The organism is Candidatus Binatia bacterium, from assembly GCA_036563615.1.
GTDB lineage: Bacteria > Desulfobacterota > Binatia > UBA12015 > UBA12015 > DATCMB01.
The window spans coordinates 1-13,540 of record DATCMB010000022.1; the positions used below are offsets into that span (position 1 = coordinate 1).

Consider the following 13,540-nt stretch of genomic DNA (forward strand, 5'->3'; position numbering starts at 1 on the left):
GATGGGCACGGTGTGGGACTTGCGATCGTACGGCGGATTGTCGAACGATACGGCGGCGTGATCAATGTCCGTAGTGCGAGGGGGGAGGGAACCGTGTTCGAGGTAACGCTTCCGCGCGAGGACGGTGCGGTCGCATGACGAGCGAGAGGGGCGAGACCCTCCAGATGCTGGTTGTTGAGGACAACCTGCGTCATGCCGAGTTGATCCGAGATGAGCTCGAGATCGAGCTGCCCGCGGTAAGCGTGAGTATCGCGCAAGGCGTGGCAGAGGCGCGGCAGGCTCTCGCCGGACAGCAGTTTGATCTGATCATTCTCGATTTTCGGCTGCCCGACGGAGATGGTCTCGAGGTACTTCGTGAGCTCAAAGCTCAGGGACGCAGTGAGCCTGTGGTCTTCGTCACGACGAGCTCGTCGGCCTCCATCGCCGTGGAGGCGATGAAGATTGGTGCCGAGGATTACATCGTTAAGGAAGAGGGTTACGTCTCGGTCTTGCCGTTCGTCGCTCGTGAGGTGGTCGAGCGAGCGCGGTTGCGCGCGGAGCGAGCAGAGCTCGAATCTCGGCTGCGGCAGGCGGAGAGGCTCGCATCGCTCAATACCCTGATGGCGGGAATTGCCCACAACTTGAACAATCCCCTCACGACGGTGCGCACGTTTCTGGAGCTTTTACCGCAGCGATACGAGAGTGACGCGGAGTTTCGGACGAGCTACTACAAGCTCGTCCTGGAAGAAATGGAACGTATTCGCGTCCTTATCGGCAGCATGATGCAGGCCGTGGCGGTACCGAAAGAGCAGGCGGATGCTGCACCGTGGAGCGTGGCGGATCTGCTGCGTGAGCTCGAGGCGTACGCAAGTGCTGGACTGCGAGAGAAGTACCTGCGTCTGGATGCCCGTTGCGAGGGAGAACTCCCCCCCCTGAATGCGGCACGGGAGTCGCTCAAGCAGGCGCTTATCGTTCTGGTCGACAATGCGATCGCGTTCTCGCCGGAGGGAGGATTGATCTCCGTCGTGTGTCGCCCTATCGGACAACCGGGCGGGCGAGCCGGCGTCGTGTTCGAGGTGAGCGATGAAGGACCGGGCGTCCCGATGGAGGACCGGGCAAAGATCTTCGCCCCCTTTTTCTCCACCCGGAGCGGGGGCATTGGCATCGGGCTCTTCGTTGCACAGAGCGTCGCGCGGGCGCATGGTGGCTCGCTAGAAGTTGGGGAGCGCGAACCGAACGGCGCGGTCTTCGTCCTCTCTCTCCCCCTCACCTGAGACCGGGCACCTCACCGCCACTCAGTACTCGCACGTCACCAGCGCCTGATCCTGATCGACGAGCTCTCCCGCCTTGACGTGCACCTCGGCGACGGTCCCCTTGGCCGGCGCGACGACCGGCGTCTCCATCTTCATCGCCTCGATGACGACCAGGACGTCGCCGGCCTCCACCGACGCGCCGGCCTCCACACGAACGTCGAGCACCTTGCCGGGGACCGGCGCGCGGAGCACGGGCTCGTGCTGCTCGACGCCGTGTCCCGTCTGCGCCATCGCCGCCGACTGTCGCGCGAAGGCCGTCTCGCGGCCGTCGATCACGACGCGCACCTCGCGCGGCGTCGCAAGCGCATGCGCCTGAATCATGGCGCCATCAAGCTTAAAAACCAACCGCGAGCCTTCGTGCTCGACGACCTCCACCGATCGGACCTCGTCACCGAGCGCGATCGTGAAGCGTCCGGCCTCGCGCCGTACCTCGACGCCGAGCACCGTGCCGTCGCGACGTTTGAGATCGATCTTCATCCGCCCGCCTCGCCGAGACGCCACGACGTGAGCGCGTCCCAGGGCGTAGACGGGCGCCCGTTCGACGAGCTCCCGACGTCGCCGACGGCCACCGATCTCCCTCCATCGCGCGACGTCGCGATCGCCAGCGCCGCCGCGATCACGTCCGGCCTGAGCGACGTGCCGCTCGCACCCGCAGGCGCCCAGTCGGCGAAGCGGCGCCCGACGAGCTGCGTGTCGACCTCGCCCGCCGCGACCGCCGGGTCCTCGAGCAGCGCGGTCAGGAACTCGGCGTTCGTCGTCACGCCGAGCACGACGAGCTCGCGCAGCGCGCCGATCAGGCGCCGGAGCGCGGCCGGACGATCCGACGCGTGCGCGATCACCTTGGCGACCATCGGATCGTACTCGGGCGGGACCGCGCCGCCGCTCGCGATGCCGGCGTCGCAGCGGATGCCGGGACCCGTGGGCGCGACGAACGCCGCGATCGTGCCCGGCGAGGGAGCGAAGCCGCGCGAGGGATCCTCCGCGCACACGCGCGCTTCGATCGCGTGGCCACGCACGGCGATGTCCTCCTGCCGGAAGGGCAGGGGCTCGCCCGCCGCGACCGCGATCTGGAGCTGCACGAGATCGACGCCGCACACCATCTCGGTCACCGGATGTTCGACCTGCAGGCGCGTGTTCATCTCGAGGAAGTACCAGCGGTCGCCATCAACCAAAAATTCGACGCTGCCCGCGCCCTCGTAGCTGGTCGCGCGCGCCGCACGGACGGCGGCGTCGAGCAACCCGGCCCGCACCTTGGGATCGAGGTTCGGCGCCGGCGCTTCCTCGACGATCTTCTGGAAGCGTCGCTGCAGCGAGCACTCGCGCTCGTAGACGTGCACGACGTTGCCGTGCGCGTCGCCGAGCACCTGCACCTCGACGTGTCGTGCGGGCGAGACGATCCGCTCGACGTAGACCCGTGGGTCGCCGAACGCGGCCTGGGCCTCGCGCGACGCCGCCTCGAGCGCTTCGGGAAGCTGCGCGGGATCGTCGACGCGCCGCATGCCGCGACCGCCGCCGCCGCCCGCGGCCTTCACCAGCAGCGGGAAGCCGACCCGTGACGCGACGTCGACGAGCGTCGCGGGATCGGCGTCGGGATCGCTGCCCGGTACGATCGGGATGCCGAGCGCGGCCATCGTCTTGCGCGCGCCGAGCTTGTCGCCCATCGCCGCGATGGCCTCGGGCGAGGGACCGACGAAGCGCAAGCCGGCCTTCTGCACGGCGCGCGCGAAGTCCGCGTTCTCGGCGAGAAAGCCGTAGCCGGGGTGGATCGCCTCGGCGCCGGTGTCGCGCGCGGCGCGCAGGATGCGCTCCACGTCGAGGTAGCTCTCGCGCGGCGCCGCGGGGCCGATCGGCACCGCGACGTCCGCGAGCGCGACGTGCGGCGCGCCGCGGTCGGCGTCGGAGTACACGGCGACGCTGCGGATGCCGAGGTCGCGGCACGCGCGGATCACCCGCACCGCGATCTCACCACGGTTGGCGACGAGCAGGGTGCGGAACATCGCGGGCTACATCCGGAAGACGCCGACGCGCGTGCGCTCGATGGGCGCATTTGCGGTCGCTGCGAGCGCGAGACCGAGGGCCGCGCGCGACTCGGCCGGATCGAGGATGCCGTCGTCCCACAGGCGCGCGCTCGAGTAGTACGGGCTGCCCTCGCGCTCGAACTGCTCGCGAATCGGGGCCTTGAACGCGTTCGCCTCCTCGGACTCCTCCTCGGGGTCGCCGCCGCGCGCCTGCTGACGGACCGTCCACAGGGTGCTCGCTGCCTGCTCGCCGCCCATCACCGAGATGCGCGAGTTCGGCCACATGAAGAGGAAGCGCGGCTGGTAGGCGCGGCCGCACATCGCGTAGTTGCCGGCGCCGTGCGAGGCGCCGATCACCAGCGTGATCTTCGGTACCGCGGCGGTCGCGACCGCGTGCACCATCTTCGCTCCGTCCTTCGCGATGCCTCCGTGCTCGTACTGCCGACCGACCATGAAGCCGGTGATGTTCTGCAGGAACACGAGCGGGATCCCGCGCGCCGTGCAGAGCTCGATGAAGTGCGTCGCCTTGAGCGCCGACTCGGAGAACAGCACGCCGTTGTTGGCCAGCACGCCGACGGTGTAGCCGAAAAGCCGCGCGAACCCGGTCACGAGCGTCGGCCCGAAGCGCGGCTTGAACTCGGCGAACAGCGAGCCGTCGAAGAGACGCGCGATGACCTCGTGCACGTCGTACGGTTGCCGCGTGTCGCGCGGCAGGATGCCGTAGAGCTCCTGCGGGTCGTAGGCAGGCTCCTCGGGTGGCGCGCTCGGAACGAGCGACGGCGTCGTGAGCGCGCCGAGGTTCTCGAAGATGCTGCGCGTGATCGCGAGCGCGTGCGCGTCGTTGCTCGCGAGGTGATCGGCGACGCCCGAGATGCGCGTGTGCACGTCGCCGCCGCCGAGCTCCTCCGCGGTGACCACCTCGCCGGTCGCGGCCTTCACGAGCGGCGGTCCGCCGAGGAAGATCGTGCCCTGCTTGGCGACGATCACCGCCTCGTCCGACATCGCCGGCACGTACGCGCCGCCCGCGGTGCACGACCCCATGACCACCGCGACCTGCGGGATGCCGGCCGCGGACATGCGCGCCTGGTTGTAGAAGATCCGGCCGAAGTGGTCGCGGTCGGGGAAGACGTCCGCCTGCAGCGGCAGGAACGCGCCGCCCGAATCGACCAGGTAGACGCAGGGCAGGCGGTTCTCGAACGCGATCTCCTGCGCGCGAAGATGTTTCTTGACGGTCATCGGGAAGTACGTGCCGCCCTTCACGGTCGCGTCGTTGGCGACGATCATCGCCTCGCGACCGTGGATGCGGCCGATCCCCGTCACCAGACCGGCGGCGGGCGCGTCGCCGCCGTACATGCCGTACGCGGCGAAAGCGCCGAGCTCGAGGAAGGGGCTGCCGGGGTCGAGGAGCGCGTCGATGCGGTCGCGCACCAGCAGCTTGCCGCGCGCCATGTGACGCTCGCGCGCCTCGGGCGGACCGCCGCGCCGGACCTCGCTCAGACGCTCGCGGAGCTCGTCGGCGAGCGCCCGGTGGTGCGCGGCATTCTCTCGGAACTCCGGGCTCGACGTCCGGATCTTGCTGGTCAGACGTTCCACGCGTGCAGAAAGCTCAGAAGAAGATGCTGCGACGGGTGCGCAGGCCGCACTCGATCATGGCGCGCATCTCGTCGCGCACCTCCTGGACCTTGGCCTCGATCACCGCGTCCTCGTCGTGCGGGTTGCCGGAGAAGTGCATCGGCGCGCCGATGTAAATGTGATACTTGACGGGAAGCGGAAGCAGCCCGAGCGGACCGAGCCACGGGAAGGTGAGCGTGATCGGGAAGGCCGGCGCGCCGATCAGCCGTCCCAGCGGCTCGACGTTCGCGATGGCCGGCGCCTGCTCCTCGGAGCCGATGACGACCGCAGGCACGATCGGACAATCGGCCTCGAGCGCGAGCCGCATGAAGCCGAGGCCGAAGCGCTGCAGACGGTAGCGCTGCGTGTAGGGCTTGTTCAGGCCACGGACGCCTTCCGGGAACGCGATCACCGCCTCCTCGCGGCGCAGCAGGTCGATGCAGTTCTTCGGCGTGCCGACGACGGAGCCGATGCGGTGGCCGATCGTGCTGATGAACGGCAGCGTCGGCATCCAGTACTCGGCCATGCCGCGGAGCACGCGCGGCGGCTCGGCCTCGAGGATCGACGCGGTCATCAGCATCGCCGCGTCGAGCGGCAGCTGTCCCGCGTGGTTCGCGATCAGCAGCATCCGCCCCGACGGGAAGTTCTCGATGCCCTCGGTCTCGACCCGGAAGTAGTAGCGGTAGAGCAGGGCGGTGAGCGTCGTGGCGTAGCGCAGCGTGCGCAGGCTCATGCCCCATGGGTCGTAGCCGTACTCGTTGAGCTGGCTCGGGATCCGCGCGAGGCGGGACTCGACCTCGGCCTCGATCTCGCCGACGACGCCCGGAAACACGAGGCGCAGCGACGAGACGACGCCCCGCAAGAGGTCGTCGACCAGGCCCTCGTCGTGCGTCGGCTCGACCGTGCGCGCACGCTCCTTCGGCGGCGTTACGCGCTTGCGCGCTCTCGCTCGACCCGCAACTGCGCGAAGATGTCGTGCAGGCTCCATTTCGGCTCGAATCCGGTGGCCGCTTTGAAGCGACGATCGCTTACCGTGCACGGATACTTGATGAAATCAATTGCGCCAGGGGGAAACGGATAGAGGCCAAAGCGGAACAGCCGCTTCACGAACGGACGCGCGAGCGACTCCGGCAGCGTCAGCGGGACGCCGCCCGTCTCGCGGATCGCGACGTGCAGCGGAACCGCTCCCGGCCCGGCGACGTTGTACACGCCGCGCAGCTGACGCTCCAGGGTCAGGAGGATCGCGCGCGCGAGGTCCTGCTCGTGGATGAACTGCATCATGGGGTCGAAGCCCATGAGCATCGGCACGTAGCGCAGCTTGAGGTACGTCCCGATCGCGCTGTGCACCGAGTCGCCGAGCGTGTTCACCGGCCGCAGGATCGTCGTGCGGACCTCGGGGTGCTGCCAGAGGAACGCGGAGCACAGGGCGTCCACCTCGGCGAGGTCGCGCACCTCGGGGTAGTTCCGGCTGACGTTGAGCGGGCTGTCCTCGTCCATGTAGCTCGGGTTCTCGGCGAGCGCGCCGTAGACATAGGCGCTCGACAGCACCGTGAGCTGGCGCACGCCATAGTGCGCGCAGTAGTCGAGGAGGCGCTTGGTCCCGAGCACGTTGACCTCGTGCCGCTCCTCGAGGCTCGCGCGGAAGTGGCGCACGAAGGCGAGGTGGATCACCGCGGTCGGACGCTCGTGGCGGAAGACGTCCTCGAATTTTCGCTTGAGAAGATCGACGACGTAGACCCGGACGGGCGTGCCGTCGGCGAACGCCGTCATCTCGTCGCGGTCGACACCGCAGACGTCCCACGACCCGGCCGCGAGCCGCGCGACCAGCCGACCCTGCCCGCCGGCGATGCCGGTGATGAGCAGCCTCTCCATGCGCGCGCTTCTATAGCGTGCGACACGTCGCGCGTCGCCAGCGAGCGCGCGCGAGAACGAGAAAGCGCTAAGCGGCTACGCGACGGTGCGAACGCGCAGGAAGCTCGCGGCCTGCACCGGACGCTTGACGGGCGCCTCGGCGATCGGAGCGGACGGAGCCGCCGGCCGCGTCTCTGCGACGGGCGGCACCAGCGCGTGCACCGTGGCCGACGAGCGCGGCTGCTCGGGCGGCAGCGCGCCGCCGTGCGCCGCGCGGTAGGCGGCGAGCAGCTGCTGCGCGCGCGTGCGCGGATCCGTGGTCAGCTCCCAGCGGATGCAGCGTGCGCGCAGACGCAGCTTCGGGTTGTCGAGCGCGCGCCGTACGGCGCTGCGCAGCGTCTCGTTCGGATCGCCGCCGATGTAGAGAACGCTGCGAACGAGGTTGCCGATCTCGAAGACCGCCATCGCCTCCGGCAGTCGATCGACGGCATCCGGAGTGAGCGGGTGCCACGCGGATCCTATTGCCATCCCCACCCCCACATGCGCCACGCCGGGCGGCGCGACGCGAGATCCGTGCCAGCAAAACCTCGAGGGAATATGGTGCTCGGCGGTGTCGCGGAGCGGTACGATCACCGCCGAGCGTCAAATCCTTGACGTCGAGCGCTACTCCGCGCGCTCGAGCGCCGGGTTCGGCTTCAGCGGCTTCGAGCTGTAGTCGTAGAAGCCGAGGCCGGTCTTGCGGCCGAGCTGACCGGCGAGGAACAGGCGACGCAGCACCGGCGGCGGCGCGAAGCGCGGCTCGCGGTACTCGTCGTGGAGGTTCGTCGCCATGTGGTACACGACGTCGAGCCCGATGAAGTCGGCGAGCGCGAACGGCCCCATCGGGTGCCCCGCGCCCTGGCACATCGCGGTGTCGATGTCGGCGATCGACCCCGTCCCCTGACGCCACGCGTTGATGGCGTCGAGCAGGTAGGGCACGAGCAGCCGGTTGACGATGAAGCCGGTCGAATCCGGCACCAGCACCGGCGTCTTGCCGAGGTCGGTGACGAACTTCTTCACCGCCGCGACGACCTCCGGCTTGGTGGCGAGCGTCGTCGCGATCTCGACGAGCTTCATCGCCGTCGCCGGGTTGAAGAAGTGCAGCCCGATGAAGCGGTCCGGACGCTTGGTGCGCACCGCCATCTCGGTGATGCCGAGCGTCGAGGTGTTGCTCGCGAAGATCGTGTCCGGACGGCAGATGTCCTCGAGCTTCGCGAACGCGTCGTGCTTCGTCGGCAGGTGCTCGACGATCGACTCGATGACCAGGTCGGCGTCCGCCAAGTCCTTCAGGTTGCCGGTCGTGACGAGGTTGTCGAGCGCGGCCTTCTGCGCCTCGGCCGTCAGGCGGCCCTTCTCGACCTCCTTCCCGAGAGCGGTCTCGATGCGCTTGCGCACGTCGTCGACCGAACCCGGCGTCATCTTGACGAGGATCGTCTTGAAGCCGGCTCGCGCCGTCACCTGCGCGATGCCGAGCCCCATCTGACCGGCACCGAGGATCCCGACGGTGCGGATCGTCTGGTCGCTCATGTTTCCCTCCGATTCGGTTGGAGCGTGAAGGCGCGCCGGCTCAAACGATGCGCCGCATCTGCTCGAGGATGTCGTAGCCCGTGATCGCCTTGGACTTGGCGGCCTGCTCCGCGAGGTAGGCCGGATCGACCTTGCCGGCCTGCACGCCCTTCGCGAGGTCGACGAGCGCGATCTTGATGGTCGCCTCGTCGATCATCTCGCCGGTCTCGGGATCGGCCATCGAGCCGCCGCCGCGCTCGTGGTAGAGCTCGGTGACGCGCTTCGCGTAGGCGAGCTGCTCGTCGGTCGGCGTGTAGCACTCGTTGCAGATCGCGGCCTGCTGCGGGTGGATGACCCACGTGCCGTCCATGCCGAGGTTCGCCGAGCCGATGTTCTTCTCGCGCAGCCCGTCCTCGATCTCCTTGACGCGCTCGGGCGTGTCGTCCTTGCGCGCGAGCTTCAGGTAGACGTTGTCGATCGCGTGCAGACCAGCGGCCTTCGCCGCGACCACCACCGCCTGCTTGGCGTAGAGGAAGTTGATGTTCTGGTTGGCGACGATCTCGCGGATGCCGAGCGTCGCAGCGAAGTCGGCGATGCCGAAGATCAGGCCCGCCATGCGCGGCGACGCGGTCGCGATCGCGTACGCGTTCAGCACCGCGCGCGGCGTCTCGATCAGCGACTCGATCTGCAGCGGGTACTTCCAGCCCGCCTCCTTCTCGAGCGAGTCGAGCAGCTTCGAGACGTAGATGATGTCCTCGGGCCCCGAGGTCTTCGGCAGCACGATGCCGTGGAAGCGGTTCGGCGCGCCGCGCACGATCGCCTCGATGTCGCCCAGGAAGAACTTCGAGTGGATGTTGTTCGGCCGGACGGTGACGACCTTGTTGCCGAAGTCGAGCGTGTTGAGCGCCTCGACCACCACCTCGCGGCTCTTCGGACCCTTGAACTCGTAAGGACACGCGTCCTCGAAGTCCGCCATGACGTGGTCGACGGGCGACTTCACCGGGTCGGCCGCGTTCTGGTGGAGCTTCATGCTGTGCCCGGGGTACGTCATCTCGGTTCGCGGGATGACGAACCGCTTTCCACCATCAAGTACGAACATGAGGCGAAACCTTTCTGAGAGGGAAATCGGGGGTCGCGGCGCGACCGCGTCGAGCGCGGGACTATAAAAGTCGCGCACCTTCGCGGTCAACCTCGATCGGCGCGGACTCCCGCAGCGCGGGTGCGACTGCTAGGTAAACGCCCGTGAAACGCGACAAGCCCTGGGTCATGCGCACCTACTCGGGCCACTCGAGCGCCCGGGCGAGCAACGAGCTCTACCGCCTCAACCTGTCGAAGGGGCAGACCGGCCTGTCCGTCGCCTTCGATCTGCCGACGCAGACCGGCTACGACAGCGACGACCCGATCGCCGTCGGCGAGGTCGGCAAGGTCGGCGTGCCGATCGCCCACATCGGCGACATGGAGACGCTGTTCGCCGGGATCCCGCTCGGCGAGATGAACACGTCGATGACGATCAACGGCACGGCGGCGTGGCTGCTCGCGCTGTACATCGCCGTCGCCGAGCGTCAAGGCGTCGACCCGAAGGTCCTTCAGGGCACGACGCAGAACGACATCATCAAGGAGTACCTCTCGCGCGGCACCTACATCTTCCCGCCCGCGCCGAGCATGCGGCTCACTTCGGACATCATCACCTACACCGTCAAGCACGTCCCGAAGTGGAACCCGACCAACGTCTGCAGCTACCACTTGCAGGAAGCGGGCGCGACGCCAGTGCAGGAGATCGCCTACGCGCTCGCCGCGGCGATCGCGATCCTCGACACCGTGCGCGAGTCGGGGCGCGTCGACGAGTCCGAGCTCGCGCAGGTCGTCGGGCGCATCAGCTTCTTCCTCAACTCCGGCATCCGCTTCATCGAGGAGATCTGCAAGACGCGCGCGTTCGCCAAGCTGTGGGACGAGATCACGCGCGAGCGCTACGGCGTCACCGACGAGAAGCTGCGCCGCTTCCGCTACGGCGTGCAGGTGAACTCGCTCGGCCTCACCGAGGCGCAGCCCGAGAACAACGTCCCGCGCATCGTGCTCGAGGCGCTCGGCGTCACGCTGTCGCGCAACGTCCGCTGCCGCGCGCTGCAGCTTCCGGCGTGGAACGAGGCGCTCGGCCTGCCGCGTCCGTGGGATCAGCAGTGGAGCCTGCGCATCCAGCAGATCCTCGCCTACGAGACCGACATCCTCGAGTACGACGACATCTTCGACGGCAGCCGGGTGATCGAGGCGAAGGTCGCCGAGATCGAGGCGGCCGCGCGGCGTGAGCTCGACGAGGTGCTCGCGCAGGGCGGCATCGTGCCCGCGATCGATTCCGGCTGGGTCAAGCAACGGCTGGTGCGCTCGCAATTCGAGCGCCTGCGGCGCATCGAGTCCGGCGAGCAGGTGGTCGTCGGCCTGAACCGCTTCACCGAGACCGAGCCGTCGCCGCTCGCGACCTCGGGCGCGTCGGCGATCCTCAAGGTCGACGAGGCCGCCGAGCGCGAACAGATCGAGTCGCTGCGCGCCTTCCGTGCGCAGCGCAACGCGGCCGAGGTCGCGGCGGCGCTCGCCGCGCTGCGCGACGCCGCGGTCAACGGCGAGAACATCATGCCGGCCTCGATCCGCGCGGCGCACGCCGGCGTCACGACCGGCGAGTGGGCAGGCACGCTGCGCGAGATCTTCGGCAGCTACCGCGCGCCGACCGGCATCGTCGGCGTCGCGACCGGCAGCACGAACGGCGACCGCGACCCGCGCGTCGCCAAGATCCGCGAGCGCGTGCGCGAGGCCGCGCAGCGCCTCGGCCACCCGGTCAAGGTGCTGATCGGCAAGCCCGGGCTCGACGGGCACTCGAACGGCGCCGAGCAGATCGCGATGGCCTGCTGCGACGCCGGCATGGAGGTCATCTACGGCGGGATCCGCCTGTCGCCCGCCGAGATCGTCGCGACCGCGCGCGACGAGGCCGTCGACCTCGTCGGCCTCAGCATCCTTTCCGGCTCGCACCTCACGCTGGTGCCGCAGATCGTCCGCGGGCTGCGCGAGCAGGGCGTCGACGACGTGCCGATCGTCGTCGGCGGCATCGTGCCGGAGGAGGACGCGCAGGCGCTGCGCGCCCAGGGCGTCGCACGCGTCTACACACCGAAGGATTACGACGTGCTCGCGATCATCGACGACATGGTCGACGTCGTCGTGCAGCGCGCTGCTTGACCGGGCACGACACCGCGGCAAGACAAAACTCAATCGGAGGAACCGAGGGATGTCCCTGTCCAGTGAAGCCGTTCAGGCGGCGCGTGCGTCCAACGAGCGTCTGCGCAAGGTGGTCGACGCGGCCCTCGCGCACGGGCGCGAGGTGACCCAGAATGGTCGCGGCATCGACGAGCACCAGGCGCACTGCGAGCGTCTCGCCTACCTCGCGACCGAGGCGCTCGCCGCCGAGACGCTCGTCACCTACGCCGAGGAGGCCGCGCAGCACGATCCGTTCGCGACCGAGTGCGCGACGATCTTCGCGGCGCAGGCGGCGTCGCGCGCGCGGGCGCAGCTCCTGGATCAGGGGCCGGCGTTCGGCGTGAGCGCTTCGCTGTTCGACGAGACGCTCGGCTCGGCCGACGAGCGCGACTTCATCCAGAAGGCGCTCGCCGACTCACGCATCGAGGCGCTCGGCCGCGAGGTGGTCGCGCGTCGCGGCACGCCCGACTCGTGGCTCGAGGCGGAGGAAGCGCGCCTGACCCGCGAGACCGTGCGCGACTTCGCGCGCTCGGAGGTCGCGCCGATCGCGCAGCAGATCCACCTCAACGACGACCTCGTGCCCGAGTCGATCATCTCGAAGATGGCGGAGCTCGGCTTCTTCGGCCTCGCCGTGCCCGAGCAGTACAGCGGGCAGGGGATGGGCAACCTCGCGATGATCGTCACCACCGAGGAGCTCTCCGCAGCCTCGCTCGCCGCGGCGGGCAGCCTGATCACGCGGCCCGAGATCCTCACCAAGGCGCTGCTCGCCGGCGGCACCGAGGAGCAGAAGCAGACGTGGCTCCCGCGCATCGCGCGCGGCGAGATCATGGTGGCGATCTCGGTGACCGAGCCCGACACCGGCTCCGACGTCGCGTCGGTGAAGGTGCGCGCGGAGAAGGGCGAGCTCGACGGCAAGCCCGGCTGGTTCCTCTCCGGCGCGAAGGCGTGGTGCACGTTCGCCGGGCGCGCGAACGTGATCGCGATGCTCGCCCGCACCGATCCCGACCCCGCGAAGGGCGCCAAGGGCCTGTCGCTGTTCATCGTGCCGAAGGACCCGTTCCCCGGACACGAGTTCGTCATGCGTCAGCCCGGCGGCGGCACGATCGAGGGCAAGGCCGACCGCACGCCCGGCTACCGCGGCATGCACTCCTTCACGATGCAGGTCGACCGCTACTTCGTGCCCGCGGAGAACCTGGTCGGCGGCGAGGGCAAGGGCTTCTACCTGCAGATGAGCGGCTTCGCCGCGGGCCGCTTGCAGACCGGCGGACGCGCGTCGGGCGTCGCGCAGGCGGCGATCGAGGCCGCGGCGCAGTACGCCAACGAGCGCTCGCAGTTCGGCAAGCCGATCGGCTCGTACCAGCTCACGCAGTACAAGCTCGGCCGCATGGCGGTGGAGATCGCGGCCGCGCGTCAGCTCACCTACCATGCGGCGCGCGTGTTCGACGGTGACGAGCGGCGCTCGCTCGAGCCGGCGATGGCGAAGCTGTTCGCCTGCGACGTCGCGGTGCGCACGACGCAGGAGGCGCAGCTGCTGCACGGCGGCTGGGGCTTCGCGGAGGAGTTCCCCGTCTGCCGCTACGTGCTCGACGCGCTCGTGCTGCCGATCTTCGAGGGCGTGAAGCCGATCCTCGAGCTCAAGGTGATCGCGCGCAGCCTGCTCGCGTAGGCGATCACCCGCGCGGCGGAGATCACCCGCGCGGCGGAACCTCTTGCCACTCTTCGGGCGTGTACGCGCGCACCGAGAGGGCGTGGATCTGCTTCGGGATCATGTCGCCGGCGGCCTCGTAGACCGCACGGTGGCGTGCGACGCGATCGAGTCCTTCGAGCTTGCGCGACACGACGATCACCGTGTAGTGGCCGGCTCCGCCGCGCGCTCCAGCGTGCCCACGATGCTGGGCGCTGTCGTCGAGCACCTCGACGTGCTCGGCTTCGAGGGCTTCGACGATCCGCCTTTCGAGCTCTGCAGCGCGATCCATGTCTCGA

Annotated in this window: 11 protein-coding genes and 1 pseudogene; 4 read left to right on the forward strand and 8 right to left on the reverse strand. The window is 69.1% G+C overall.

Annotated features, from left to right (window positions below; translation table 11 throughout):
* The first annotated feature begins 12 nt into the window (after positions 1–12).
* Positions 13–138: an ATP-binding protein gene (locus VIS07_18365; GenBank protein ID HEY8517479.1), complete on the forward strand. Its 126-nt coding sequence runs from the start codon at positions 13–15 to the stop codon at positions 136–138.
* Positions 135–1,253 carry an ATP-binding protein gene (locus VIS07_18370; GenBank protein HEY8517480.1) on the forward strand — a complete coding sequence of 373 codons (1,119 nt, stop codon included), beginning with the start codon at positions 135–137 and terminating at the stop codon, positions 1,251–1,253. The genes VIS07_18365 and VIS07_18370 overlap by 4 nt, the downstream gene beginning before the upstream one ends.
* 21 nt (positions 1,254–1,274) lie before the next feature.
* On the opposite strand, the pseudogene VIS07_18375 reads toward VIS07_18370, so the two are convergent.
* The 7 genes and pseudogenes from VIS07_18375 to VIS07_18405 all read right to left on the reverse strand — a co-directional run bounded on the left by VIS07_18375 (position 1,275) and on the right by VIS07_18405 (position 9,416).
* A pseudogene (locus tag VIS07_18375) lies at positions 1,275–3,289 on the reverse strand (acetyl-CoA carboxylase biotin carboxylase subunit).
* Between the two features lie 6 nt (positions 3,290–3,295).
* Positions 3,296–4,903: a carboxyl transferase domain-containing protein gene (locus tag VIS07_18380; GenBank protein HEY8517481.1), complete on the reverse strand. Its 1,608-nt coding sequence runs from the start codon at positions 4,901–4,903 to the stop codon at positions 3,296–3,298.
* Positions 4,904–4,916: 13 nt separating this feature from the next.
* Entirely contained in the window at positions 4,917–5,783 is an 867-nt protein-coding gene (locus VIS07_18385) for a lysophospholipid acyltransferase family protein (GenBank protein HEY8517482.1), read from the reverse strand.
* Between the two features lie 65 nt (positions 5,784–5,848).
* Positions 5,849–6,793, reverse strand: coding sequence for an NAD-dependent epimerase/dehydratase family protein (locus VIS07_18390; protein HEY8517483.1), 945 nt, complete (start codon positions 6,791–6,793; stop codon positions 5,849–5,851).
* A 75-nt stretch (positions 6,794–6,868) separates the two neighbouring features.
* Entirely contained in the window at positions 6,869–7,300 is a 432-nt protein-coding gene (locus tag VIS07_18395; GenBank protein HEY8517484.1) for a hypothetical protein, read from the reverse strand.
* Positions 7,301–7,435: 135 nt separating this feature from the next.
* Positions 7,436–8,338 carry a 3-hydroxyacyl-CoA dehydrogenase family protein gene (locus tag VIS07_18400; protein HEY8517485.1) on the reverse strand — a complete coding sequence of 301 codons (903 nt, stop codon included), beginning with the start codon at positions 8,336–8,338 and terminating at the stop codon, positions 7,436–7,438.
* Between the two features lie 40 nt (positions 8,339–8,378).
* Positions 8,379–9,416, reverse strand: a complete 1,038-nt coding sequence (locus VIS07_18405) for a CoA ester lyase (GenBank protein ID HEY8517486.1) — start codon at positions 9,414–9,416, stop codon at positions 8,379–8,381.
* A gap of 143 nt (positions 9,417–9,559) precedes the next feature.
* Here VIS07_18405 and VIS07_18410 point away from each other — a divergent pair, with 143 nt between their 5' ends.
* Together VIS07_18410 and VIS07_18415 are read left to right on the forward strand one after the other, a co-directional pair.
* Complete coding sequence (locus VIS07_18410; GenBank protein HEY8517487.1) at positions 9,560–11,539, forward strand: protein meaA; 1,980 nt, start codon at positions 9,560–9,562, stop codon at positions 11,537–11,539.
* Between the two features lie 49 nt (positions 11,540–11,588).
* Positions 11,589–13,223, forward strand: coding sequence for an acyl-CoA dehydrogenase family protein (locus VIS07_18415; GenBank protein ID HEY8517488.1), 1,635 nt, complete (start codon positions 11,589–11,591; stop codon positions 13,221–13,223).
* Positions 13,224–13,245: 22 nt separating this feature from the next.
* Here VIS07_18415 and VIS07_18420 read toward each other — a convergent pair whose 3' ends face one another.
* Entirely contained in the window at positions 13,246–13,533 is a 288-nt protein-coding gene (locus VIS07_18420; protein ID HEY8517489.1) for a BolA family protein, read from the reverse strand.
* Positions 13,534–13,540: the final 7 nt, after the last annotated feature.

Bases quoted from the DNA above. Each gene is read 5' to 3' on its own strand.
- VIS07_18400 (HEY8517485.1), bottom strand. From the start codon at position 8,338: ATGAGCGACCAGACGATCCGCACCGTCGGGATCCTCGGTGCCGGTCAG.
- VIS07_18405 (HEY8517486.1), bottom strand. From the start codon at position 9,416: ATGTTCGTACTTGATGGTGGAAAGCGGTTCGTCATCCCGCGAACCGAG.
- VIS07_18390 (HEY8517483.1), bottom strand. From the start codon at position 6,793: ATGGAGAGGCTGCTCATCACCGGCATCGCCGGCGGGCAGGGTCGGCTG.
- VIS07_18395 (HEY8517484.1), bottom strand. From the start codon at position 7,300: ATGGCAATAGGATCCGCGTGGCACCCGCTCACTCCGGATGCCGTCGAT.
- VIS07_18420 (HEY8517489.1), bottom strand. From the start codon at position 13,533: ATGGATCGCGCTGCAGAGCTCGAAAGGCGGATCGTCGAAGCCCTCGAA.
- VIS07_18415 (HEY8517488.1), top strand. From the start codon at position 11,589: ATGTCCCTGTCCAGTGAAGCCGTTCAGGCGGCGCGTGCGTCCAACGAG.
- VIS07_18370 (HEY8517480.1), top strand. From the start codon at position 135: ATGACGAGCGAGAGGGGCGAGACCCTCCAGATGCTGGTTGTTGAGGAC.